Consider the following 26,811-nt stretch of genomic DNA (forward strand, 5'->3'; position numbering starts at 1 on the left):
TTTTGTGATCTTTGTGGTGAATGATCTCAAATTCCAAATCTTCAAGAAATGAGTAAAGGTATTTGGTATTACTCCATAGAGCGCAGCAATAAGACATGTTCCTGGGTCCAACCGACATCCCTGATCTCGATGCCATATTCCGACGCGAGTTGCTCCTCCATCAGGGAATAATGTTTAATATGGATATCCCAATCGTGGAGGCTACCATCGTCGTACAATACATTGATCTGAGCGCCAATAACAGATCCTAGTTTCTGAGCCAATTGACTCAATGTCTGATTATCCGCCTTTATATTTCTATCATCAATCAAAAACCCCGGACTGTCCACGCCCCAGTCTATGACGTTGGTCTGCCACAACTGCTGACTATCGACGATATGCATTTCCAATTGTTTTACCTGATTTTGCTCTGAAGCCAAAGTGAGGTGGTATTTTTCCAACAATGATTCTGTAATCTGCTGAATGGAAGAGTACAATTGGCTGGTATCACAATACAATTCTAAATATTTAGCTTCTTGATCCGAGCGAATTTGATGATTCTCTATAGGCAATATATCACTCAATATATGCTGTAAACTTCCGGTAATATGAAAGTCTGATCCCCGTATTTGTTTTGAATATGGACAAGGATAGGGCAATTCTCTAAATCTAAATTCCCCATATTGGATAAATTCAGCCTCCAATTCCTCTTTGACGACCGGACGAAGTGCCAATTTTTTACTTAAAGGCAGGGCGACTTCATTATTGTCGGCCATTATCCCACCCAATATCTGTGGATTGAGAGCACTGGGATGGCCTTTCCATATCAGATGTCCCCCCGGTGACAGCAATACTGCATAGGGCATAGAAGTGACCTTATACCTTTCAAAGGTCCTGCCTTCATCGTCTAGTGCAACTGCCGTCTGCATTGATCGGCCCTGTAAAAATTGCTCTACCACAAAGGGCGATTCATTGGTCAGGGACAATACAAATAGGTTTTCTCGGTCTTCCCTTTGTAGGTATTCGATGTGATCTTTTATCTGGTGACAAGGACCGCAATATGTCGCCCAAAATTCGATTAGTATAAATTGATGATCAGCCAATTGAGTCATCTGAGAGGATTGTATCCACTCACTGAGTTGTATGGCAGGTTGATTGGTTTCTGCATTGGTTTCTGCATTGGTTTTTGCATAGCCATTCAGGAAAACAAACAACAACAATACTACATTTTTAAAATATGACATAAGTGAGTGATTATTGGGTATAACGCTGAATCTGTGAATCCCGTATATTTTCACTCGGTCAAATTAATACATTATAATTAAAAATCATAGATTAATGTCTACATTTTAAGACTTTACAGGCAAAGAAAGAGAAGATGCTCGCTGAATAGCCTTGGCTCCGAACCGATTTCTTATAACATCCATTTGCTTCAACAAATCGATTTCCTCAACGGTATCGTCAAACAAATTAATCTGAAAATTACCATACACCAAACTTCCAAACTTAATCCCAACCAATCGAATAAGTTGTCTTCGTTGGTACAATTGTTCGAACAAATGCAAAATATGTCCCAACAATATCTTGTTGTTGGCCGTATACTGAATCCGCTTTTGTTTAGTGTAAGTATTAAAATCTGCGTACCGTATTTTCACGGTAACCTGACAGGTCAACTTGCCACTCTTGCGCAATTCATAGGCCAAATCGTCGACCATGGCAATGATTTTTTGTCGAATAAAGACCATATCCAAGGTATCTTCAACAAAGGTACGTTCCTTGGACATAGATTTTTGTTCGGTGTAGGGAACTACCGGACTGTTGTCTTTGGCATTGGCCTTGTACCACAACTGTTTACCGTGATCGCCAAATTCTCTTTCGAGCAGACGAATCGGAATATCTCGCAAAGTATAGATGTGACGGATGCCCATAAAACTTAATTTCTTATAAGTTTGCGGTCCTACACCAGGTATCTTGCGCGTAGATAATGGAGCTAAAAAATTGCGTTCTGTGCCCTTGGTAATTTGTTTTTCCCCATTGGGCTTCGCTTCACCAGTACCAATTTTTGAAACCAATTTATTGACGGACAAACCAAAAGAAATAGGCAAACCACTCTCCTTAATCACTTTTTGCCGAAGCTCTTGTGTCCATTTAAAGCAGCCAAAGAATCGATCCATTCCACTGATATCGAGATAAAATTCGTCGATAGAAGATTTTTCAAACACCGGCGCATCTTCACCGATAATGTCGGTAACCAAGGTCGAATATTTGGAGTATTCATCCATATCACCTCGCATAACAATGGCTTGGGGACATAGCCTCAACGCCATCTTAACCGGCATGGCAGAATGCACGCCAAACCGCCTTGCTTCATAACTACATGAAGCCACGACACCTCGACTACTCATACCTCCTATCAATAAGGGCTTACCCAGTAGTTGGCTGTTCTTGAGACACTCTACAGATACAAAAAATGAATCTAAATCCATATGAACGATGGCCCTATCATACATTGCTACCCTAATTAAATCAATAAATATGTCGAAATATACAACTATTTAATCAATGAATCACAGACAATGTCGCATTTTTCGACAAAAAATATTGACTAACGCTGTGATGATTCTATAAAAGGATATTCAATTTTGGATAAAAACAAACCTTGAGGTGGTACCGACCAATTTTTTTCAAGCCTAGACTGCTCATCCATGGCCGTTTTAACTCCAGACAGCTGAATTTTGCCTTCCGCATATAGTAAACTAGCACCCACGATCAGACGAACCATACCTCGGAGGAATCGATCGGCAGAAATATGCATCTCATAGCCTCCTTCTATAGCCTTCCAATGACAGCGAGAGAGTTGGCAGCGATAATTATTTACATCGGAATGCAATTTACAAAAAGGGTAAAAATCACCGTAACTGAGCAACAACTCACTCATTTCATTTAACCGATGGACATCGAAATGTTTGGCTTTATAATAATAAAATGATCGATCCTGTAAAAAGGGATTTTTTTGAAAGTGAAGGTTATAGATATAGCTTCTACGCAGGGCATTGAACCTGGCATGGTGGTGATCTTCCACTGGTATAATATCGTAAACGGCAATATCCTGCGGCAGAAAATTGTTAAGGCGAAACACCAATTCATCATTCACTACAGCATCGGTATCGAAATGGGCATAATAATCGCTGGCGTGAACACCGGTATCCGTCCTGCCACACCCCACAATAGCTATATTACTGCGCAAGATCCGACTCAAACGATCTTCTATCACACCCTGGACGCCCTGAGCATTGGGTTGGGATTGCCATCCAGAATAATGACTGCCTTTATATGTAAGATGAATAAAATAACGCATAGACTATAAGGTAAATATGCAGGGGTTGAGGAAGACTTCCAGTAGCTCGACAAAAAAAGAGATTGATCTATTGATCAACCTCTCCTATCTTTTTGTTTCTATAGATATGAATTACATATCCGTAACATTAGCAGTAATAAAGATAACAATTATTCTGATATCTCTAAGCTGCCTCGTCTAATTTTTTAATTTTCGATTTGCTAAATTCTCGCTTAGCATACTCCTTATCGATAACCAGTCGCTCCACTTTGTCCATAGAAGGCGCTTCGTACATAGCATCGGTCACTATGGCTTCGCAAATACTTCGCAGCCCTCTAGCCCCCAACTTATAAGCCAGTGCTTGTTCTGCTATATATTCAATCGCACCATTGGTAAAATGTAAATCGATGCCTTCCAATTCAAACAATTTCTTGTATTGTTTTAAAATAGCATTTTTGGGTTTGGTCAAAATACTGACCAAGGTCTCTTTGGTCAAGGGATTCAAATAAGTCAATACCGGTACCCGTCCCAACAATTCTGGAATTAAACCAAACTGTTTGAGATCGTGGTGATTGACATATTGCAACAGTGTTTCTGGATCTTCTACGGCGTTCTCCTGTGATTTATAACCAATGACTGAAGTATTCTTTCGTCGAGCAATTATCTTTTCAACACCGTCAAAAGCACCACCACAAATAAACAAGATATTTTCAGTATTAATGGTAATCATTCTCTGTTCCGGGTGTTTTCGACCTCCATAAGGTGGCACATTGACCTCGGCACCTTCCAACAATTTCAACAATCCCTGCTGAACACCTTCTCCCGACACATCTCTAGTGATGGATGGATTGTCGCTTTTCCGGGCTATCTTATCGATCTCATCGATATACACAATACCTTTCTCTGCGGCATTGACATCATAATCACAGGCTTGTAAGAGTCGAGACAGTATGCTTTCTACATCTTCTCCCACATAACCCGCTTCGGTAAATACCGTTGCATCAACAATGGCAAAAGGGACATTGAGCATCTTGGCTATGGTTTTGGCAAGTAGGGTTTTACCCGTACCCGTTCTACCGACGAATAATACATTTGATTTTTCAATCTCTACTTCATCTTCGCCCTTCAGCTGCTGAGAAATACGCTTGTAATGATTATACACCGCTACAGACAAATATTTCTTGGCCTCAGTTTGACCTATGATATAGTCGTCCAAAAAGCTATTTATCTTCTTGGGAGTAATACCTTCTGGCAGTTGTCCGAGTTTGGAATTGGCCTCAGAACTATCCGAATTATCTTCCAATTCTGAATGAATAATATCGTGGGCTTGCTCTACACATAGTTCACAAATATGTCCATTGAGCCCGGCTATTAATACCAGAGCATCTTTCTTCGTTCTCCCACAAAATGAGCAATTTACATTTTCTTCCATTTCATTCAAAGTTATTGGTGAATAAGATTAGACTGATTTGGCACGTGCCAACACTTCATCAACCAAGCCATACTCTTTAGCTTCTATGGCTGTCATCCAATTATCTCTATCGCTATCTTTTTCTATTTCTTCAAAGGTTTTGCCCGTGTGATGAGACATTATGTTGTAAAGTTCACCGCGGAGTTGCTTAATCAACTTGTACGATATTTCCATATCGGTAAACTGACCTTGCATCCCACCTGAGGGTTGGTGAATCATTACTCTTGAATGCGGTAGACAGGTACGCTTGCCGCTGGTACCAGCACACAATAGGACTGCTCCCATAGAAGCGGCCAATCCAGTACAGATGGTAGCGATATCAGGACCTACGTATTGCATAGTATCATATATCCCCATTCCATCGATTACCGATCCACCAGGACTATTGATAAACAATTGAATGTCGCGTTTGGCATCGGTACTCTCCAAGAACAACAATTGAGCTTGTACTACATTGGACACATAATCATTTACAGGAACACCCATAAATATAATTCTATCCATCATCAACCTTGAAAAAACGTCCATCCCTACAATATTCATCTGTCGTTCTTCAATGACCTGAGGTGTAAATCCATGAATATTGGGTACGGTGGTATTCATAAACTTATCCAAGTGTGCCGAGCTAATTCCTCTGTGTTTTACGGCGTATTTTTTAAATTCTTCTTGAAAATTCATTTTATATTATTTTAAAGAATAAACAACTAGATATGAAATTGTTTAGGCTGACTCCCCATAAAAAACAACATTCTATAGAAATTTAGCCCTTCTCGGTCTTATAAGTTACTCTTCCTCCGTTGAATCTACAGCACTCCCCTGCTGTTCTGCTCTAAGACCTTGAATTTTTTCCATCAAATCATCTTGAGCAATGGCCTCACTCTCCAAAGTAAGGTCAACTTTCAATGCATCGAATAGCTTAGCGGCCAAAGACTCTTCGTAAGCCTCCTCCACTTGCTTCTGATCTTGCATCAATCGCTGAACGGTTTGTTCGATAAATTCTTCTCCGAGATTGTATCCACCTGCATATTGGATCACACGTCGTCGCAATTCGTTTTGGATATCCTCAGGTAAAATTTCTATTTCTTTGGCTTTAACCAATTTGTTTCTGATTAATGTCCATCGAAGGTTGTCTGCAAAATAAGAATCGTATTCCGATTCGATCTGCTCCTTGGATACAGTTTCATTGCTCACGGCCAACCATCTCTTCAAAAATTCGTCCGGCAAGGTAATATCACTGCTTTCCATCAATTTGGTTTGCACATTGCGAAACAGGATAGCATCGGCCTGAGAATCGTAATAAGTCTTTATTTCTTTGGCGATAACTTCTTTGGCAGCTTCTTCAGTCTCCACTTCTTCTCCGAAAACAGAGGTTAAGAATTCTTGGTTAACTTCAGCCAATTCCACTCGTTTCGCCTCGACAATTTCCCCTTCGAAAGTAGGGTTAAATTCTCTATCCATTTCCTCGTCATCCAATTTTAGGATGTATTTGCGAACGTATTCTTCAGTTCTATCTTTTTCCAAAGTCAGAACATTGAATTGGATTTTATCGCCTTTTTTGGCTGCGAGTACTTTATCTTTTACTTCTTGGTCGTCGATCAAGGAAACCAAAACACTTACAGTCGCTTCCAAACCATTGGGTTTTTCCACTCCATCTTCCAATTCCTTGGCATTGAAGGTCAAATAGTCATTGTCTTCAAATCCCTCTTCTACATCTACTCGCTCACCTTTTTGTTTGCGGTATCGCTCCCACTCAGTCTCTACATCTTCGTCTGGGATAATGGCATCGTAGTAAGTATAGCTGTCTTCCAACCCTGCAACTTCAAATTCTGGGGTCAAACCCAAATCGAAGATAAATTCATAGGCTTTATTGGACTTGGTATCAAACTGAATCAATGCTTGATCTTCTGAAGGAATGGGTTGTCCGAGAAATTCAATTTTTTCCTCTTTCAAATAATTGGACAAGCCTTCTTGCAATTCTTGGTTTACAATGTCGGCCAACAATGATTTGCCATACATTTTTTCCACCATTGACTTAGGCGTTTTCCCTTTTCTAAAACCCTTCATACTGGATTTTTTCTGATAGGTCTTTAACTCAGAAGCCAATTTTTCCGCATAATCTTCTACCTCAACAGAAACTTTTATTTGGGCATTTAAATCATCTATCTTATTGAAATCTACATTCATTTGAACAATTTATTTGATCATTTATATAAAATAAGAAAGGCCTATCTTAGTGCAGTAGGCCGAATATTTTAGTTCATTTATTATGGAACTGAAAACCATATCAATATTATTTAAAAAATGTATTCACGATGATTTTTGAAGAAACTCTCTATCGACAACTCTGTACAAGGACTTAATTCGCCAAAACAACTACTCACCATCTAGATACATTAAAGGCAGATGATTTACCAATCTGCCTTAAAAATATTATGTGCGGGTGAAGGGACTCGAACCCCCAAGCCTCGCGGCGCTAGATCCTAAGTCTAGTGCGTCTACCAATTTCGCCACACCCGCATCCACTAAATTCGGGCAAAGATAATAGTATTTATTAATTTAGCTAACAAACTGTCATAAAAAATAAGTTTTTTTACAACAACAATATTAAATTGGCAGTTGTTGCACCTAGAGGTTAGGAAGTTTTTTACCTTAGTAAGTTTCTAGCAATTTCGCATTTTAATAGTATTATGGATTTATCAAATAACTATACAGTCGAGGAACAAGAAACGATACGGGAGAGATACCGACTATTGATTGAATCGCTCCAAGGCAAGATGGATACCGAGGATGAAGGTTTTATATATAAGGCTTACAAGTTAGCGGCTGAATCTCATAAAAACCAAAAACGAAAGTCGGGCGAACCCTACATTTTACATCCAATAGAGGTGGCCAGAATTTGTGTAGCGGAAATGGGATTGGGTCCCACTGCCGTCATCTCAGCCCTATTGCACGATGTAGTAGAGGATACCCATGTCAAGCTATCCGACATTCGAGCCGAATTTGGTGAAAAAATTGCCCTCATCGTCGATGGGCTAACTAAATTGGCCAAGTCTTATCAAACCGACACTCCTCAGGCTGAAAATTTTCGAAAAGTACTCAGCACCTTGCTATTCGATGTAAGGGTAGTGCTGATAAAGATGGCGGATCGCTTGCACAATATGCGGACCATTAAAAATATGCCCAATGAGAAACAACTCAAAATAGCAGCAGAAACCAGCTATATCTATGCTCCTTTGGCACATCGATTGGGATTCTACAACCTCAAAACAGAGTTTCAAGACATCTGCATGAAGGTCATGGAGAGCAAGACCTATAAGGAAATAGCTAAAAAACTCAATCAAACCAAGCGAGAGCGAGATGAATACATCAAGGCTTTCATCGGCCCGTTAGAACCCAAGATCAAAGCCCTCAATGTACCTTATCGAATTACGGGGCGACCCAAATCGATCTCCAGCATCTACAATAAGATCAAGACGAAAAACGTACCCTTCGAGGAAATCTACGACTTGTTTGCCGTGCGGATAATAGTCGACGTTCCCCACGAAATTGAAAAACAAACTTGTTGGCAGATCTACTCTATCGTTACCGATGTCCACACCCCAATTCCCGAACGACTAAAAGATTTCGTAACCACCCCAAAATCCAATGGTTATGAATCTCTACACACTACTGTGATTGGACCTACCGGTCGATATGTAGAGGTACAAATACGGACCGAGAGGATGGATGAAGTGGCAGAACGGGGTTTTGCAGCCCACTGGAAGTACAAAGGAGTGTCCAGTCACGATCACTTTGGTCCTTGGTTGGACAGCATTCGCGAAATTATGGAAGACAATGAAAAGGATGCCTTAGAGTTTGTCGATGATTTCAAAAACACCTTGTTTAGCGAAGAAGTATTTGTATACACACCGAAAGGCCATGTAAGGGTACTTCCCAAAGGTGCCACGGCTTTGGACTTTGCCTTTAGTATACACACCGACATTGGATACCACTGTATCGCAGTCAAAGTCAACAACAAATTGGTGCCCATGGGGTATACCTTGCGCAATGGAGATCAAATTAATGTAACCACATCCAAAAACCAGAAGCCCAACGAAGATTGGTTGAAATTAGTGGTTACCTCTAGGGCGAGAACACGGATAAAATCCGCCATTAAGGAGGAAAAAAGAAGGATTGGAGAAGATGGTAAGGAGGCCCTAGAACGAAAATTTAGAAATCTCAAGATTTCCTTCGACGACAATATTGACATATTGGTCAAACTCAGCCAATCTCCCAGTCGGATTGACCTTTACTTTGATATCGCTCAAAATAAAGTGACCATCCAACAATTGTTTAAACACCTGGAAGTAGACCATGGAAAAATCCATAAAATAGAAGTCGTCACTCCAGAAAAAGCAGAGCCTGAAGTGGCCAAACGCAGACCGCGAAAAAACAAGCCACTAGCCGTCATTATGCTAAATGGAGAACCGGGAGAAAAATTCCAATACTCCTTTGCCAGTTGTTGCAATCCAGTAAGTGGAGACAACATTTTCGGCTTTGTAACTACGAAGGAAGGCATCAAAATACATCGATACAATTGCCCCAATAGCGAACATATGTTATCGAATTACGGCTACAGAGTAATGAAGGCGGAATGGGCCAATCGCCAAGAAGAAGAATTCATTGCCGACCTAATGGTAACCGGGATAGATCAAGGGGTTGGAGTCATCCAAAACCTAACTGGATTAATATCCAATCAATTCAACCTTAACATCAGAGCATTTCATATAGAAGGCAAGGAAGGATATTTTGAAGGAAAAATGAGTATCTTGGTCCACAATACCAACCAATTAAATCTAATTATTAAGTCACTTGGTGAACTGGAAGGTGTTTCCAATGTTAGTAGAATAGAATAAAAGTACAAGTCATGAATACAGATGAAAAAAGAGCAAGTGTGTTTAAAGAGGTCAAAACCATCTTTACTGCACACCTGGAAAAAAATCAACTTCGAAAAACCCCAGAGCGCTTTGCCATTCTTGAAGAAATCTATAGTAGAGACGATCATTTTGATGCCGAAGCATTGTACATTCAAATGAAAAATCAAAATTATCGCGTCAGTCGAGCTACCGTTTACAACACCTTGGATTTACTGGTGAGTTCCGATTTAATAAAACGTCATCAATTTGGGAAGAACTTGGCCCAATACGAAAAATCATATGGATTCAAACAACACGACCACATCATATGCGTCGACTGTGGGAAGGTATTGGAATTTTGCGATCCTAGGATCCAAGAAATAAAAAATATGATGGGTAACTTAATGAATTTCAAAATAACCCACCACAATCTCAATCTTTATGGTCGGTGCACTGGCTCATGTGACAGCAAGCCATTAGAAAATTAAGATTAATTCCATTATTTGATTAATTAGACTTAAATTTGGCATTCTTTAATTAAATAGCTTCTTTACAATATATTTTATAAATGTCTGTAGATGTAATTTTAGGCCTTCAATGGGGAGATGAAGGTAAAGGAAAAATTGTGGATTGTTTAGCCACTGATTATGAATTGATTTGTAGATTCCAAGGAGGCCCCAATGCAGGACATACACTCATATTTGACAACAAAAAATATGTTTTGCACACCATTCCTTCTGGTATTTTTCGCGAGAATATTACCAATGTAATTGGTGCAGGTGTCGTTATCGATCCCATTACTCTTTCCAAGGAAATAGCTTCGGTAGAAGCAGAAAATATTGTGGTAGCCGATCGTCTTCGGATCTCGAATCGAGCCCATTTTATATTGCCATCACACAGATTGCTAGATAAAGCTTCTGAAATGGCCAAAGGCAAATCCAAAATAGGATCTACCCTAAAGGGAATTGGCCCCACTTATATGGACAAGACCGGAAGAAATGGTCTGCGATATGGAGATTTTTTCTCTCCCAACTTCATGACCAAATACAATCAGCTTAAAGAAAAACACCTCGGCTTATACAAAATGTATCCCGAAGTAGAATTTGACCTAGCTGCAGAGGAAGAACAATGGTTTGCTAGCCTCGAAGAAATACGCAATATTCAGCAAATCAATGCCGAGTATTTCATCAACAACGCTATCACCAAAGGTCAAAAAATATTGGCCGAAGGCGCACAAGGTACCATGTTGGATATAGAATACGGTACTTACCCATTTGTCACTTCATCCAATACTACGACTAGTGGTGTGTGTTCTGGTCTAGGAGTATCACCACAAAAAATAGGAGATGTAATCGGTATTACCAAAGCCTACTGTACTCGTGTAGGTAGCGGTCCATTCCCCACCGAATTATTCGACGGAACAGGTGCCAAATTACAGGAATTAGGACACGAATTTGGAGCAACTACTGGTCGCCCCAGACGTTGTGGATGGTTGGATATCAACCAATTGAAATTCAGCATCATGATCAATGGTGTCAACAAATTGGTCTTGACCAAACTAGATGTATTGAGTAGTTTTGAAACCATCAAAGCGGCCACGGCCTATGACATCGAAGGTCAGACTACATATGAAATGCCTTATGACTTAATGGATCATGAGATTACTCCGATTTACCACGATATGCCAGGATGGGCAGATGACATTACTGCGGCCAAAGAAATGGCTGAATTGCCAGAAGCTGCTAGAGCTTACGTTGATTACATCGCTGCTGAAGCCGGCTGTGAAGTACACATCGTATCCAATGGTCCAGGAAGAGAACAATTGATCTTCAATTCGTAAAATTGTAAAAAACAGACTTCAGTATTTTGAAGTTTTCAATTTAAGATATTATATAAAACGGTAGGTCAGGACCTACCGTTTTTTTTTTGTTTATACCCATGCTATCCGCTGCGTGAAGGTCATCCTCACGAGTGTCCACCGCCTACTGGACTATCTAATAAGTGGGTGGAGAATAAACATAGGGATTTGAAAATTCACGCCTATTTCCTACAATAAATACAAGCACACGACGTTTAAAAACAAGGACTTACCCATAACTACAAAACCACATACATATGTCGTCTAAAACATTAATTCTACTGAGTTTTTCCCTAATATTCCTCAGTTGTCTTTCGAGAGAACGAAAATCCTCATCTTCTGAGACCCAGAATGATGTGATGATGGCAGAGGCAGACCCTCCCATCACCTATACTTATAGTGGAACCTTACCCTGTGCGGACTGTCCCGGGATTGAAACCACCCTTACTATAAACGAAAGCGATCAGGAATTTGCCCTTCAAAGCATTTATTTAGATCGAAAAGACGGACTGTTTGAATCCTCTGGAAATATGGATATAAAATACGGATTTGAAGAGGATGATAACGCCAAAGTATATATCCTCCATGTACCGGGAAGACTTAAGCCGGAAGAGGTAATGTATTTACAGGAGAGTCCTGATCAATTAACCTTGCTTTCGCAATCTGGCGATCGGATCGAATCCAACCTCAATTACCAGTTATCCCTACAGTAACAGCAAAAGATTGTATTGAGAGAAATCCATTTGAAATAAATTTCTCTCAATACTATATTTATTACTCTTCTATTATCTCTTTTATCGCTCCTGTAGCTTTGTTTTTAATAATGTATTTCTTGGCTCCGTAATGGGTCATTTCTTCCTTAATTAAAAAATGATTTTCATCATAATCCCGTTGAGCAGATATAGGTTGAACACCTTCTTGACCGCGCCAGTCCTCTATTTCTATGGCCTCCCACTTCTTGGTTTGTACTGATTTGTAGGCGGCATCCATTATGGCATTGACTACATATCCATCGTAAAAAGTCTCATTGGGTTCTTGATCTTCATCCATGGCATCGAACATATCTTTAAACATAAAGTTGTACCCCAATTCATGTATTTCGTCTCCTACTGGGAATATCCAACCTTTATTGGATTCAGCTTTTTCCGCTACATAATCATAGCCTTCTCCAGAAGTAAACATATCGAATCCCGTTCTTAAAAAATTATTGATGGAAATCGTACCTTCTGATCCCATGACCTCATCCCGCAAGTCCAGTCCCCCTCGGAAAGTCCAACTTACCTCAAACTGACCAATGGCACCATTTTCATATCTCACCATACCTATGGCATGATCTTCTGCATCTATAGGTTTCACTTGGGTATCAGCCCAACAAATTACTTCAACAGGCTTGATATCCTTTCCTATATATCCTCTACCTATCTCTATACAGTGACATCCCAAATCCAGGATACAACCACCTCCTGCTAATTCTTTATCCCAAAACCACTCCGAATGAGGTCCAGGGTGGGCTTCCCGAGATCGAGCCCAAAGAATATTTCCCAATGCACCAGCTTTCACACTTTCTACAGCTTTGAGAAATTTAGGGGTATAGACAAGATCTTCCAAATACCCATGAAAAATCCCAGCCTTTTCCACTGCATCCAACATCCGTTTGGCCTCTGCTGCCGTTCGTCCCAATGGCTTGGTACACAGCACGCCTTTCCCAGCTTTTACACAAGCAAGGACAGCTTCTTCATGTAAAAAATTGGGCAGTGAAATTACTACGGTGTCTACGTCTTCTCTTTCGATGGCCTCCATCATATCATTGGTCGCAAATGCCACACCATAATCTTCAGCAAACTTGATTGCCTTATCTTCACTTCTTGAATAAATACTTACAATCTTATCTCTACTTCTTAGTCCCACAATAGAATCTGCATAAAACCGACCTATAAATCCGGAACCCAACATTGCTATTTTTCTCATATATCAATTAGTTTTTATTTGTTTTTCAATTTTACTATCCTTAAAGGTTAAGATAAAAAATATAAGGATACACATTGCGAATATGGCTGGAATAGCCCAAAAAGACTGCCATCTGTCCAAAGACAACTCCTTGGCATTATCCAAATAATAATTAAATATTTTTCCGGCTACCTGTGTACCTACCAACATACCAATACCATAGGTCACAAATATAATCAGGCCTTGTGCCTGTCCTTTAATGGTCTTATCCGCTTTCTTATCTACATATATTTGCCCAGTTACAAAAAAGAAATCGTAACAGATACCGTGAAGAGCAATCCCCAACACTATCATCCAAGTAACCTCATCGATTGCTCCATACGAAAAAAGGGCATAGCGCAAGACCCAAGCCAACATCCCGACGGCCAACATCCATTTGACCCCGAGTCGCACAAACAACAATGGCATTATAAGCATAAACAATACTTCCGACATTTGACCAATGGTTTGAGTGGCTGCTATATTGCTAAATCCAGTGTCTTGCAAATATACTTGAGTAAAATTATAATATACCGCCAATGGAATACAGATCAAGAAGGAACTCAATAGAAATATAAAAAATGGTTTACTCTCCAATTTTTTCAGTGCATCTATTCCCAATATGGCTCGCCATGTCGTGGTTTCTCCCTTTGCTTGAGGTGGAGTCTTAGGTAAGGTAAAACTATACAAACCCAATAATATACTAAAGCCTGCAGCCATAAATACGGGTAAGGCTGTTTGCTCGGGATTAAGTCCACGACTTACAAAATTCACCAAAACAAAACTCACCGTAAGCCCAGCTGCTATCCATCCAATGGTACCAAAGGTTCTGATTATGGGAAATTCTTTTTCCTGATCATCGATATGGTGAAAACATAGGGCATTGCTCAAACTCATAGTCGGCATATAGCAAATATTATAGAGTACCAACATCAAAATAAACAAGGTGGGATTTCCAGTAAGACTCGGGGTTAAAAACAATATACAACCTCCTATGATATGTAAAAATCCAATAATCTTTTCGGTATTGAAATACCGATCAGCAATCATCCCGACAATGAAGGGTGCTATAATAGCGGCCAAAGCATTGCCTGTGAATGGCCAATGTGTTAAACTTTCCATTCCATTTTTCGTCATGTATACCGCAATAGTGGTATACCATGATCCCCAGACAAAAAACTCAAAAAACATTAACACCGACAATCGCACTTTAAGATTTGAGGACATACATTTGGATTTTAAAAAATTAAATAAAAGGTTACATCTTACTGTGTAAGTTGCTAAATTTTTGTGTACTAAAAAAATATAAAAACAGCAATTATGTAGGCTCTATAGCAGATAAACTAATATCATAGTATCACTTTGCTGCAATAGCCCAAATCTATTCCAAACATCGACGCCCCATTTTTGTACTTTCCGGTTCGAATGTTTGAGAAATAATACCAATTGCGGTTATAATACAAGGATAAAGAATAGTTATACCAGCCCCTCCCTTTTTTTGGACAGTTCCTCTGAGTTCTCCAACTTATATTTTCCCAATAGTACCAAATAAAAAAAACCGCAACAATCATGACATTGCTGCGGCTTAACTTACTAAGGTCTAATTAACTATTTATTTTATAACAACCATCTTTTTAGTCGCTACTTGAATTCCGTCTGTTATGGAGTAATAATATACTCCGGGATTTAAGGCTTGAGTCTGTACTCTGAATTGATTCCATCCCGATGAAGAATTACTTTCATTGGTATAAATTATCTTTCCAGTCACATCTCTAATCATCAATCTTACTAAAGCATTTCTATCTAAAGAATAATCGATCACAGTTTCCCCATTGGTAGGATTCGGTCTATTCTGAAGCACGGTTAAGTCGTTATTGATTTTAGCCGTTTTATACTCCAATGCCAAACTGTATTCCTGCTGACTCTCGTCATATACCTCTGGCGACAATGCTGTTGAGTTGATGGCAAAAACATCTTGAATGGCCACATCGCGTTTCGCCTTCACTGTCAGATAGAAAGTAGGATTATCTGATTGTAGGGCTTTGTAATTGATGTCTGACCAACTCAATTTCAACATTCCGTCTTCAAATTTCACCTGATCATTGGTGATATTCAATTGATCACTATTTATATCCAAAACTTCTATTTCATCACTGTTGTATTGAAGGGCAAATTGCATTCCTTGAATTCGATCGAGTTCACTTAGTGTAATTGGCAATACCCATTCATCACCCATGTTCAAATTCTTATTTTGTATTTGCAAAGTTTTAGTCGGGAAGTTACTTCTACTTGTAGATCTCGAAACATTTGCAGTACTGTTGACATCTCCTATTTTGACGGCTACAAAGTCAGAATTGAGGTCGGTACTTAATTCGTGTATTTTTATTTCTGAAGGATAGTTCTCGGAATATGCTGCTTTTACATTGATAAATTGATAATCAGCATTGACAAATTTCCAAGCACTATTGACATCCAATCCCGTCTCCTGTCCCAAGATCACCTTTCTAAGCAATAGAAGATCAGCAGGAGAAAGACTTCTGTCGTTATTTACATCGGCAGCTATCAATTTATAAGGCGACTGGATCAGTCTCTTCTGCAACAAGTGCTGCTGAATCAATATCAAGTCAAGAGTTGAAATACCATTGCTCAATTCCCCAGATTTTTCCGGTGTAATTTTAAGGCTACTTCCTTTCTCTATCAATGCTTCAAAAGAACCTGACTCATTGGTCACCATTTCTTTTTTATTTTGATCGTTGGTTATGTTCACCTTGACATTAAATACATTCAATGCATCTTCAGTATGGATTCTACCACTCACTTCAACCATTGACTTATCGGTATTAGGAGGAGTCTCGTCGATTCCATCAGTCACATCGACGGGGTCTACCACATCCTCTAATGAAACATCGGGTTGGTCTTCGTCATAAAATATTTTTATGTGTTGCTCATAGGTAAGGATACCAGGTCTTCCAGGCGATGATTTCCAGTCAGATGGAATATCCGTACTACACCAATCCGCCATGCACCAAGTTCGAATAATTACAGCTTCTGCTTCATTTGGATTTTGACTGCTAATCATATCCATTAGTTTATCAAAATATCCCATAGCCAGCACTCTGCAATCACTGCCATTGTATACTGGTGCCTCTGTTTCGTAGTTAAATCGATTGGCCGACCAATAGGCATCGTCGTATAATATACTTGAGTCGGCAATGGTAATCATCACTACTTTTTCAGGATAGTCAAACAATGCATCAACAAAAGGACATTTAATTTCTGTGGATATATTCTGAACTGCTACGGTATTGCCACTGATGATAAAATTACGCTCAATGGTAAAAGTATTACACGTTTCATCGAAGGTCAATTCAGCGGTCTGCGTCATGGCTTCACCACAAATACTCAACATTTTTCCACCCCAAAGTTCAAAACTAACAGGAGTTTTAATCAATGTATCATTCATGGAATCGTAGGTGCAATCTTCATCGTATATGGTATAGGCAGTAGGCTCTACTGGATTTCCGGGTATATAAGACTCATATGTTCCAAAGTATTTATTCAGTGAATCTATATCGGCTCCTGCATCCCGACCATTGGGAAAAATAAGAGATTCATATCTGCTATCCCATGCTTCACAGGCCAGAGATACATCTTCCAATTCTTCAACAATGGTTACCACACCTTTGTCCACCGCATTGAGCGTCGTCATGGCTCTTGCCATATTACAAGCTTTATCGAAGATGAGGATTTCTATCATTACATCTTGCCCTATATCTTCACAGCATAGTGGAACTTTGTCCATCCAACCGTCAGCAGGATCTATTTCATCGGCACAACCCCAGCTATCTTCAGCTAACCATTGTGCGTATTTCGCTTTATACATACCTACAGCCGAAGTGGGATCATCTGCTCCACAGGCAGTAGCATGGTCATTCATTCTTCGAGCAACCACCAATTCTATTTCGCAATTGTCAAATACTTTGTGTTCTACAAAATCTTCTACATTGAGCCATGTAACCTCATATCCTGTAAGTGTAACATTGTATAAATCTCCGAACACAGCTACTGGATTCTGTCTATCAACTACCTGTATGGCTATGTAGAAGATAGATTCATTCCAACATTCGTCGTAAGCAGAATATTTTATTACATATTTACCCTGTTCGTAGCCGACAAATGGGCCGCCATTGACTAGGTTTCTCGATATTCCGTTTACCGTTGTTGTTACATCTACTCTTGCCACACTAGAACATCCATCTGAAGCATAGAGCAATGGCAGCACACCATCGGTCAAGCAATCGTGCTGTCCGGTAGACATTTCAAAAATAGGAATGGTTCTTTCGATTAAATCCTCTCCGATAAACAACATCGAATCTACAGCTTTGGCCCGAAATTCCCCTGTGGGACCAGACTCATCAATGATAGAGATCTCCTGGGTGTCGAGCCAGATAAAATCCTCTGTTCTTACCTGCCAATAACGCAGATATGTTTCCTGTTCGCAATTAAAACTGCCCAGTGCTACATCGTTAAAACTAACGGATGCACAGGAGTGATCAACAGCGTCAGGATTCAATTCAAAGGTATCGAGCCCCACTACAAAGTAAGGATAACCAGAGATAGATGGATCGGGAGCTTCTCCGCTCCATAGATCACAAGAAATTTCAATGTCAGAAAGGTGTTCTAAAACGTCTTGGCTTGGGATGGCCTCTTTGATAATCGTATCTTCACATGTTAAAACGCCTTTGCCATTATTAATGGTCACTTCCCATGTGCGAAAAAGTGTATCGACGCCTACAGTGTCCAATACGGTACCGAGTAGTGTGGAAGTCACTAACTCATTCATACCTGAACAACTGAATTGTACTGGATATATGGTTGGATCATTGGGATTGCTAAATACTGCATCGCTGCAATACAAAGTAGTATCCAAACATATTATATTGGGCAATAAATAGACTGGCTTAGTACATACTTCAAACATGTTGTTGCCATCTACATACATAAGACTTACCGTCATACGCTGTCCTACGTATTGACAGGCATCACTGATTCTAAAATTGTAATTCGCAAACTCATCGGTTAATACAGTGTCTGGAGTGGCACTGATGTCGTTGACCACCAACATAAAATCGTTTGGTGAACATCCACTTGGCAAGCCTTCATCATTAAAGAAGTCGCGAGCTAAAGCAATCACAAACTGATTGGAATTGTTTAATTGTACCGTGAGTGATGTTGTTTCCGCACATTTGTCTCTCGCATTTTGGAGACAATCCTGTGCCTGACTGAGATTGGGAAGTAATATACTTAATGCAAGCATAAAACATCCAATTAGATAATGCATAGCTCTCCTAGGCATTACCACGGGAGTAATAGTTTTTTTCATGAGACCTTGATTTGATAAAAATTATTAGTTAATAGTTACTTGTTTCTAATGCAATAATACATTAAAACTTTTTATAATATGTAATTTTTAACAAAAAAAAGTGAAAATAGTCCTCTCAATTAAGAACTATTTTCACTTAAAAACTCAGTCTTATATAATGAAAACGCGGTTTGTGGGATATTCAAAACTTCATGAAAAAAATCTGTACTCACTGGAGATATTAGCCTAAAATACTCCTAATACAAGATCATATTACAAAATTAACTATTTAAAATTAACTGTGCAAATCAATTCAGAAATTTTTTACAGTCTTTTTGATAAGAAAGAAAAGCTAATTTTTAAAATACCAAATCAATTTAAGCAATATTGAATTTAAGACCGTTCCAATAGGTGCCGATATGTAAAAGTACCAACCTGAACAATACCAGTTTCGTATTGGTATTGTCAGGTAGTAGCTTTTGTCAATATTCCAAAATTCAAAGATCTCTACGATCTTCCTAGACATGAATTATTATCTCATAATGATATGTGTATAAAAACAAGAAACAATGAAACTAACTAATAACGGTCTCACATATCATCATTTTATATAATACATACAACAACCATACCCATTTTAATTCTCTTGAATATTTTTTGAATTTTTTTTTTAGTTGTAGTAAGTTCCACATTCAAAAGGGTGAGAGTTTAATACGTAGAACATCTTTAATCTGCCTCTATGAAATGAAGATTCCCTCAAACAAAGCGTCATTCAAATGGGATGATATGATTCTGAGAGTGATATTGAAGACTACTTTCTCAATATATTCAGATATATGTATAAAAAATTTCAAGGAGATATTCTATAGATTTCAAATAACGGATTCTATTGTGAATTCAAAATATCCATTCAATTGGAAGGGATGAATATTCTATCGCTACTTTTATCTAATGGGAACTTTATAGGGAGGTAATTTAAAAGGGCAATGTCGACAGCCTTTAAAAACATCAAGGAATAGATATGATATTATATAATTTGATTGAGAAGACCAGAGAGTGGATCTTAGCTATCTTTATTCGCCTTTCAGCTACCGAGATTAAGATCTTTATTTCTTTGTCGACGTTTCTTTAACAGGGATACAAACAATGGGATCATCAAGAAAAACCAAAAATTCATAGATTATTATTTTTTATAATAACTACAAATACTATACCAAAAAAAAAGCCTCCTCCACCTGATTACTCAAATGGAGAGAGGCCATCCCAAAAACCGATTTTATCTTTCAATAACCTCGGTCCGTTCAAAACATCAGTTACTCATGATCCAGACTGATTATCTTACTCAATTACGACCATCTTCTTAGTCGCTGTATAAGTATCTGTATCTAATTGATAGTACAATACTCCAGATACATTAAGGTCTGAACTATTCAATCTTACTTCGTTGTAGCCTTTACCGTATGCACCTTCTACTACTTTCAATACTTTACCGGTTACATCGTATACGCTCAATGTCGCATCCGATGCCTCAGGCAAGTTGAATCCGATAGCTGTTTGACCAGCATATGGGTTTGGTGTGTTTTGGTACAACGCAAATCCGTTGCTGCTACCGTTAAACTGTAAGTTTACATTTTTCAACTCCTGTCCACTTGTGTAAGCTTCAGTCATTGTTACTCTGTCGTTCAAACTCAATACATCACTCAATTGTACATCCGCTTTCGCTTTAATCACCAATGTAAACAATACATCATTTGGCGCCAGGCTAGTGGCTGTCGCTTCACTCCAAGATGTAGTAATGATACCTGGCTGGTATTTCACATAGTTGTCTTGAGTAAAGTTCAACGCTCCTGCATCGATAGTTTCGATTTCTACAACGTTGTTAGCATAAGCCAATGTGTACTGCATACCAGTGATTTCGTTAAAGTTTTCTGAAGTCACATTTACTCTGTATACCTCACCTGCTTTCAACACTTTATCTGCTACGTTCAAGTTCAAGCTGCTCAATCCGCTTCTTGCACTTCTCGATGCATCAGCTGAAAGGATAACATCTCCAATTTTTACTCCTACGAAGTCTACATTTTGGTCTGCACTCAAATTAGAGGACTCAAAACTTTCTTTCATGTTACCGTCATTGACAAAGAATCTCCAGCTCGTATTGCTCGCAAACTCTCTATTTGGTGTTAATACCATTCTTCTAGTTTCCAATACATCCAGTCCATTAATTTCTCCATTGCCATCTACATCAGCTGCCACTTTCTTATAATCACTAGTAATCAAAGATTTTTGCAATACATGGCCTTGAATAGCGATTACATCCTGGGTGCTGATTCCATTAGCATGTCCTATGTTTTTAGTAGGCACAATGCTTACCTGTGAACCTTGAGCTAAGTTAAACGCATAACTTCCATTTCCTGTAGTTACTGCTGTCAATGGACTTCCACTTCCCAAAACGGCTTTTACTTGTACTTGTCCGATCTCGGTGTTTTCTTCAGTGGCTATTGTTCCTGTCAAACTAACATCTCCTCCACCAGTAGTATCAACTACACAATTGGGATCAACTACAAATACGATAAGTTGTTCGTAATCTCTCTCAATAGTTGAACACCAATCTCTGATATTCCACACTCTGGTCAATTTATACATAGTTGGTGCGTCAACATCAGCTGATTGTACTTCACTGATATACTCTTCTTTCACACCTATGGCGATAGAGTTACACAACGCTCCTACCAAGTCAGCTTTCAAAGTAACTTTACCCGTTACTGATGGAGCCAAGTCTGTAGTCGCTGCTTCCAATGATGTTACACATGCAGGAGACTCTTTGGTATAAGTATCTGCAGGAGTATCAAACATAGAGATCCCAATGGCACATGCACTGCTTACCCATATCGTTTGCTCCAATGTGAAGTTAGGCGCTTTTGGTCCACAACCTCCACTGATATCAAATCTTCTTGTGATCTTTCCGTTGCCACAGTCGTCTAGGTCAATCCATACGTCTTGTTGTTCGATTCTTGACTGACACAATACAGTCAATACTCCCAACCACTCAACTGTTGAATCAGGTGCGAGTGAAGTTTCACGTTCGGTTACATTGATCCAATCTATAGTTCCATCATGTAAAGTATCGGCTACTTGAGTGATTTCTTCTGTTTCTTCACACTCTAGATTATGCAGGTAAAATTTCAAATCATCATCGCTCAATTCATTACCTTCTGCATCCGTAACTACACCATTGGTATTAACCCATGCAGAGACATAGTAACCAAAAGCTTCGTCCAATGCATCAAATGCACCTGTACTATCTTCGGTAGATCCACCTTCTCCGTATGCTGCAGCAGCTTCTACGATAGATTTATAGTTTACGTTGTATGATTCACATGAAATAGCAAGGTCTGCCAATTCTTTGTGTACTCTAGCCTGTGATTTGTCTTCTACTTCTACGTCTAACCATCCTTTACCCCAATTACACCAGTAATCCATGACCAATAATTCTACGGTTGGGTTTTCACAGGCATCCTCACATTTGAATGGTACCGCTGTACTCCATCCACCTCCTAGATAGCTTACTTCTTTTCCATAACCAGATTTTCCGACGATGGCATCCAAAAATGCTTCAAAATCTTGAATATTCAATCGATTGCCATGTTCGGCATCAGGTTCGCTACAGTTGTCGTTTAACAAAATGTATTTCACGATGTCATAGATCCATCCATGTACTACGAATTCTCCACACTCATAACTGTCTTCCCACAACCATACAAGTTTCTCATAATAGTGATTCTCTACAGTTTCTGAGTTTAAGAATTTTTTCAACGCTGTAATGTCAAAGTCGTATTCACCACACTGGTATTCACCTCCTAAGGCACCTCCGTATCCAGAGAATCCCAGGTCGGCAATCAAAGTTTCCCAATCGTTGTACACCTCACCTTCAGGACATAGATCTACACAGGCAGTATCTGCCCACCAATCAGTTCTTCTGGCCAACAACAAGTCAATTCCACAGTTGTCCCAACTTCCCTCGTCAAAAGTCTCTGCTTTTACCCAAGCCTCTTTAGTAGTTAATGATACACGAATTTCATCATCCATAACTACCGTAGGTGGAGTAGCGTCTTTGATCTCTATATATTTATACCATTCACTTTGGTTCCAACAGCTATCTGCTGCTTCATATCTCACTTCTGTTTTCACACCATGTCCTCCAAATGCTATTCTGATAGGATTAGATGTGTGGGCAAAGGTTACATAACCATCAGAAGTAGTAGCCAATCTTTCCAAATTAACCGCTCTTCCGTTAACCATGGCTTTTACACTGTGTACTCCGGAACATACATCTTTCAATGTTACTGGTGGTACATATACGTCAGTCGCACAATCGTGACTTTCAGTAGTATATACTGTAGCATTGCAATATTCCCATTCTCTAGCTGATTCGTTTTGAAGACCAGCTCGAATATCTTCTACAATATCTTCGTGATCCCAATTGATATATGCACACCTTCGTGCTTCTTCACCTCTACTGTATCTACAATCTCCGAAATTAGAGATCAAATCAATACCGTCAGCATAGTTATTGTAAATAGGATAACAAAAATCAAATAGTGGTCCTATAGTATCCAATAATGTCAACCATTGAGAGATAATATATTTTGGCTTTAAAGAAACTAAATCATCAGACCAATCTGTATCATCATCAACAGTATAATGTGCAAAATCAGATTCTGGTTGAATAGCTAAGTTGCCTGCTACAAAATCAGGTCCAAATACACCATCATTTCTAATATCTTCATTACAAGCTCTTAATATCCCTAAGTCTTCACCTGTAGCCCAACATGTTTGTTTAATCACAACATTGCGACCTTTGGTCTTTGGACATGTTCCTGTCCAGTCGGCTTTATCACTAGTCATAGATATTCCACAATGTGGATCTCCAGCCAACTCATCCAAACAGATCTCCACACAAGTATCAGGTGAGTTGTTTTGTCCTACTGAAAAATCAAGATTTCCTTCATCATCCAAAGCAATGACAGGTACACATACCGCTATACATTCATCGGTCGCTCCTTCTGCTTCATCACAATAACGCACACAGTCACCAGATCCATAGATCGATGGCCATCCTGCTGCAAACCAATAAGGACTATTGCCATTACCGTTCCAGAACCATTCGTCTGTTACTTCTTCATAATAACCATCTGCTGACAATACTCTGTCGCCTTTTTCCAAAAACAAATAAGGAAAATATTGACCGGTTGCAAAAGCTATTAAATAATTTTCCCAATCGTCAGCCAATCTAGCTACGATGTTTAAGGCTCCGTATCCCAATTCTGTAGTACTAGCTCCAGCCAAAACATCGACAATATAACTTCCATCAACGATATCTCCTATAGTATACTCTGTGGAATCTTTATCATTTTTCTTTAAAATAACACAGTTTAAATAATCTTCTTGTAAATTTTGAAGCGCAGCATTTACGTAACCAGCAGCCAATACAGCAGCAGGCAACTCATAAGTGACAGCTCCCATTTTACCGTATGGCAATTCGTAATCGTGAATACCCATAGGTTGTTTCCATGCAGCATATCGTTTTACGGGATCCCCATCTACTTCAGTCTCTACAATTTCGCAATAAACTGTATCTTCTGCTCGACCTTTAAATGAAGCAGGTCCAAAAGCAGGCAACCTCAATACTACGATAGTATCGGTTAAAGTAGTAATCTCTCCATTTTTATTGAATACTTCCCAGGTTCTAAAAATAACTTCTGAGGTGTCGTTATCTTCACTACATGGAAATGGCATTACCCAATCTGGTTGTACCGCTAAACCATAATATCCAGAACTTCTATTCCCGCTACACGGCACTGAGACTACAGGTCGATAATCAGGATTATCAGCACTGGGAATAAATCCACAATAGGTTACTACTTTTCCACGTCTAACTCCAGCTGTTACCACTTCCTCAATATCGCTGTCATCAGTGATATAATCTCCGTCATGAGTAGGCAGATCAGTAATATCATGTTGAAATCTTGACGTCAATACTACAGGAGGTAGTCCATTAACTCTAATCTCTCCATTGGTACAAATACCAAGAGAGTTTTCAATAGAAAAACTTAGGGTTTTGCCTAAAAGAGGACACATATCTATGTAGATATCATCGTCTTCTGTGACAAATTCATAGGAGGTACCTTGACCTCCAGTTAAGTCCTGATTTAAATAAAGTTGAATAGGACTTCCCCATTCATTTCTAATAATAACTGTGGCCGGTGCAACATCCATGGCATCTCCGTTGGTAACAAAATCTCCTAGACGAAATCTAGCCACACCATCTTCATCAATAGCAGGACCAATATCGGCACAGTTTGGTGATTGGGTTGCCTGGGCGTATAGCTCCATAGGCAACGAAAGTACTAATATTGCAAGCAACATTAATACATTTTTAGAACACCGGCGATATATACCAGCCGACGCCCCGATAAAAGTAAAATTCTTCTTTTTCATGAGTTCTAGTTTAGATGATAAAACATTTAGGCTTTCCAAGCACAAACAATTCTTAGTTCTAATTATAAAATAAAAAACACCTGACTAAAATCACATTATCATCAAAAGCAGTCCACAAGACAACATATAATAATAATTACACATCTATTAAGGTATTATTTCAGAATACAAATGCGACAATACAAATTTCAGACAGATAACTTAAAAATTTGCTTCCAAGGGGGTAATAGTACTTGATATCAATTTAGGTAACATAAATATAAACATTTATTTCATCTATTTATAATCGAATAGTCAATTTTAACCTTTAAAAAGAAATAAGGAGAATTTAAACCAACAATAAAATATTTTTAATTTATTATAACTACCAATGTATCTATAAAAACACAATTTAACAAAATATAAAACTATGTATTATTCATAATAATACATAAATGGTAAAAATAAAACACATTTACACTATATTGAAATTACATTATAAGTTATATAAGAACAACAGATATTTTTCTCCAGACTAATGGAAGAACTTTAACATATATGATAAAATCAAATACGATAAATAATTGATTATCATGAATTAAAATGACAAAATAATCCGAATATATTATCAATCTCATCCATAACGGATAAAAGGTGGAGTTGCTGTCCATTGACATCAATAGAAGTAGAAATTAGAATTACTGTATTTAGGCAGGAAGTAGCCAAAAATTTATAGAAATGAATACCATGCTAGATAGTACCAAATAAAAATAAGAGCTATTCAAAAATTGAAAGATAGAATCAATAGATACTATAAAATTCCTTCCTGGCCCGTGAAAAAAATAGCATAGTGTTGGATTAAAAATGGAGGTCTGGTTTGAAACAGTTATTTTCTCACCAATTATATTGTAAAAACTAGGCCCAAATCATATGACATTGATCCAATTCACAAGATAAGTATTGGAAAAGTCATTAAGAATAGATCTATCATTCAAAGAAAACAACGGTAATAAAATAGGCTAACAGGATAATACCTAGATAAATTAAAAAAACCTAGACCTTCATAAGATCTAGGTTGAATATTTTATTTACAATTTATAATAAAATAAAAAAAGCCCCCCTCCAATCCTGATTACTCAGGCGGAGAGAGGCCATCCCAAAAACCGATTTTATCTTCCAATAACCTCGGTCCGTTCAAAACATCAGTTACTCATGATCCAGACTGATTTTCTTACTCAATCACGATCATCTTCTTAGTCGCTGTATAAGTTTTTGTATCTAATTGATAGTACAATACTCCTGTTGCGTTAAGATCTGAACTGTTCAATTTTACTTCGTTGTAGCCTTTACCGTATGCACCTTCTACTACTTTCAATACTTTTCCAGTTACATCGTATACGCTCAATGTCGCATCTGATGCCTCAGGCAAGTTGAATCCGATAGCTG

At 38.7% G+C, this 26,811-nt stretch carries 15 protein-coding genes and 1 tRNA gene; 4 read left to right on the forward strand and 12 right to left on the reverse strand.

Annotated features, from left to right (window positions below):
* Positions 1-68: 68 nt before the first annotated feature.
* The 7 genes from LVD51_RS14095 to LVD51_RS14125 all read right to left on the reverse strand — a co-directional run bounded on the left by LVD51_RS14095 (position 69) and on the right by LVD51_RS14125 (position 7,304).
* The gene (locus LVD51_RS14095; RefSeq protein ID WP_236972037.1) at positions 69-1,223 is read right to left on the reverse strand and encodes a TlpA family protein disulfide reductase; all 1,155 of its coding nucleotides are present in this window, start codon (positions 1,221-1,223) and stop codon (positions 69-71) included.
* 105 nt (positions 1,224-1,328) lie between these two features.
* Positions 1,329-2,489 carry a DNA polymerase IV gene (gene dinB, locus LVD51_RS14100; protein ID WP_236972038.1) on the reverse strand — a complete coding sequence of 387 codons (1,161 nt, stop codon included), beginning with the start codon at positions 2,487-2,489 and terminating at the stop codon, positions 1,329-1,331.
* A gap of 95 nt (positions 2,490-2,584) precedes the next feature.
* Positions 2,585-3,337, reverse strand: a complete 753-nt coding sequence (gene truA / locus LVD51_RS14105) for a tRNA pseudouridine(38-40) synthase TruA (RefSeq protein WP_236972039.1) — start codon at positions 3,335-3,337, stop codon at positions 2,585-2,587.
* Between the two features lie 163 nt (positions 3,338-3,500).
* A complete protein-coding gene (gene clpX, locus LVD51_RS14110) occupies positions 3,501-4,748 on the reverse strand; it encodes an ATP-dependent Clp protease ATP-binding subunit ClpX (protein WP_236972040.1) in 1,248 nt (415 codons plus the stop codon).
* A gap of 27 nt (positions 4,749-4,775) precedes the next feature.
* Positions 4,776-5,465 carry a ClpP family protease gene (locus LVD51_RS14115; protein WP_262912790.1) on the reverse strand — a complete coding sequence of 230 codons (690 nt, stop codon included), beginning with the start codon at positions 5,463-5,465 and terminating at the stop codon, positions 4,776-4,778.
* A 105-nt stretch (positions 5,466-5,570) separates the two neighbouring features.
* Complete coding sequence (gene tig / locus LVD51_RS14120) at positions 5,571-6,971, reverse strand: trigger factor (RefSeq protein WP_236972041.1); 1,401 nt, start codon at positions 6,969-6,971, stop codon at positions 5,571-5,573.
* Between the two features lie 251 nt (positions 6,972-7,222).
* Positions 7,223-7,304: transfer RNA gene (locus tag LVD51_RS14125), tRNA-Leu, on the reverse strand.
* A gap of 170 nt (positions 7,305-7,474) precedes the next feature.
* Between LVD51_RS14125 and LVD51_RS14130 the strand changes: the two genes are divergently transcribed.
* The 4 genes from LVD51_RS14130 (at position 7,475) to LVD51_RS14145 (ending at position 12,253) form a co-directional block, all read left to right on the forward strand.
* Positions 7,475-9,682 carry a RelA/SpoT family protein gene (locus tag LVD51_RS14130; RefSeq protein ID WP_236972042.1) on the forward strand — a complete coding sequence of 736 codons (2,208 nt, stop codon included), beginning with the start codon at positions 7,475-7,477 and terminating at the stop codon, positions 9,680-9,682.
* An 11-nt stretch (positions 9,683-9,693) separates the two neighbouring features.
* Complete coding sequence (locus tag LVD51_RS14135) at positions 9,694-10,170, forward strand: Fur family transcriptional regulator (RefSeq protein WP_236972043.1); 477 nt, start codon at positions 9,694-9,696, stop codon at positions 10,168-10,170.
* An 80-nt stretch (positions 10,171-10,250) separates the two neighbouring features.
* Positions 10,251-11,522 carry an adenylosuccinate synthase gene (locus LVD51_RS14140; protein WP_236972044.1) on the forward strand — a complete coding sequence of 424 codons (1,272 nt, stop codon included), beginning with the start codon at positions 10,251-10,253 and terminating at the stop codon, positions 11,520-11,522.
* Positions 11,523-11,797: 275 nt separating this feature from the next.
* Positions 11,798-12,253 carry a copper resistance protein NlpE gene (locus tag LVD51_RS14145; protein WP_236972045.1) on the forward strand — a complete coding sequence of 152 codons (456 nt, stop codon included), beginning with the start codon at positions 11,798-11,800 and terminating at the stop codon, positions 12,251-12,253.
* A gap of 61 nt (positions 12,254-12,314) precedes the next feature.
* On the opposite strand, the gene LVD51_RS14150 is transcribed toward LVD51_RS14145, so the two are convergent.
* From LVD51_RS14150 to LVD51_RS14170, 5 genes are all read right to left on the reverse strand, one after another.
* Positions 12,315-13,508: a Gfo/Idh/MocA family protein gene (locus LVD51_RS14150; protein WP_236972046.1), complete on the reverse strand. Its 1,194-nt coding sequence runs from the start codon at positions 13,506-13,508 to the stop codon at positions 12,315-12,317.
* Between the two features lie 3 nt (positions 13,509-13,511).
* The gene (locus tag LVD51_RS14155) at positions 13,512-14,753 is read right to left on the reverse strand and encodes a nucleoside permease (protein ID WP_236972047.1); all 1,242 of its coding nucleotides are present in this window, start codon (positions 14,751-14,753) and stop codon (positions 13,512-13,514) included.
* Between the two features lie 385 nt (positions 14,754-15,138).
* Positions 15,139-18,909 (reverse strand): T9SS type A sorting domain-containing protein, encoded by a 3,771-nt coding sequence (locus LVD51_RS14160; protein ID WP_236972048.1) that lies wholly within the window; start codon positions 18,907-18,909, stop codon positions 15,139-15,141.
* Positions 18,910-20,226: 1,317 nt separating this feature from the next.
* Positions 20,227-25,386 (reverse strand): T9SS type A sorting domain-containing protein, encoded by a 5,160-nt coding sequence (locus LVD51_RS14165; RefSeq protein WP_236972049.1) that lies wholly within the window; start codon positions 25,384-25,386, stop codon positions 20,227-20,229.
* Between the two features lie 1,210 nt (positions 25,387-26,596).
* Positions 26,597-26,811: T9SS type A sorting domain-containing protein (locus LVD51_RS14170; RefSeq protein WP_236972050.1), on the reverse strand; the 215-nt coding region annotated here is incomplete at its 5' end.

Origin of the sequence: Membranihabitans marinus (assembly GCF_021729155.1) — a bacterium.
GTDB classification, from domain to species: Bacteria; Bacteroidota; Bacteroidia; order Chitinophagales; family Saprospiraceae; genus Membranihabitans; species Membranihabitans marinus.

Coding starts and splice junctions, on each gene's coding strand:
- LVD51_RS14095 (WP_236972037.1), bottom strand. CDS start 1,223: ATGTCATATTTTAAAAATGTAGTATTGTTGTTGTTTGTTTTCCTGAAT.
- dinB (WP_236972038.1), bottom strand. CDS start 2,489: ATGTATGATAGGGCCATCGTTCATATGGATTTAGATTCATTTTTTGTA.
- truA (WP_236972039.1), bottom strand. CDS start 3,337: ATGCGTTATTTTATTCATCTTACATATAAAGGCAGTCATTATTCTGGA.
- clpX (WP_236972040.1), bottom strand. CDS start 4,748: ATGGAAGAAAATGTAAATTGCTCATTTTGTGGGAGAACGAAGAAAGAT.
- LVD51_RS14115 (WP_262912790.1), bottom strand. CDS start 5,465: ATGAATTTTCAAGAAGAATTTAAAAAATACGCCGTAAAACACAGAGGA.
- tig (WP_236972041.1), bottom strand. CDS start 6,971: ATGAATGTAGATTTCAATAAGATAGATGATTTAAATGCCCAAATAAAA.
- LVD51_RS14130 (WP_236972042.1), top strand. CDS start 7,475: ATGGATTTATCAAATAACTATACAGTCGAGGAACAAGAAACGATACGG.
- LVD51_RS14135 (WP_236972043.1), top strand. CDS start 9,694: ATGAATACAGATGAAAAAAGAGCAAGTGTGTTTAAAGAGGTCAAAACC.
- LVD51_RS14140 (WP_236972044.1), top strand. CDS start 10,251: ATGTCTGTAGATGTAATTTTAGGCCTTCAATGGGGAGATGAAGGTAAA.
- LVD51_RS14145 (WP_236972045.1), top strand. CDS start 11,798: ATGTCGTCTAAAACATTAATTCTACTGAGTTTTTCCCTAATATTCCTC.
- LVD51_RS14150 (WP_236972046.1), bottom strand. CDS start 13,508: ATGAGAAAAATAGCAATGTTGGGTTCCGGATTTATAGGTCGGTTTTAT.
- LVD51_RS14155 (WP_236972047.1), bottom strand. CDS start 14,753: ATGTCCTCAAATCTTAAAGTGCGATTGTCGGTGTTAATGTTTTTTGAG.
- LVD51_RS14160 (WP_236972048.1), bottom strand. CDS start 18,909: ATGAAAAAAACTATTACTCCCGTGGTAATGCCTAGGAGAGCTATGCAT.
- LVD51_RS14165 (WP_236972049.1), bottom strand. CDS start 25,386: ATGAAAAAGAAGAATTTTACTTTTATCGGGGCGTCGGCTGGTATATAT.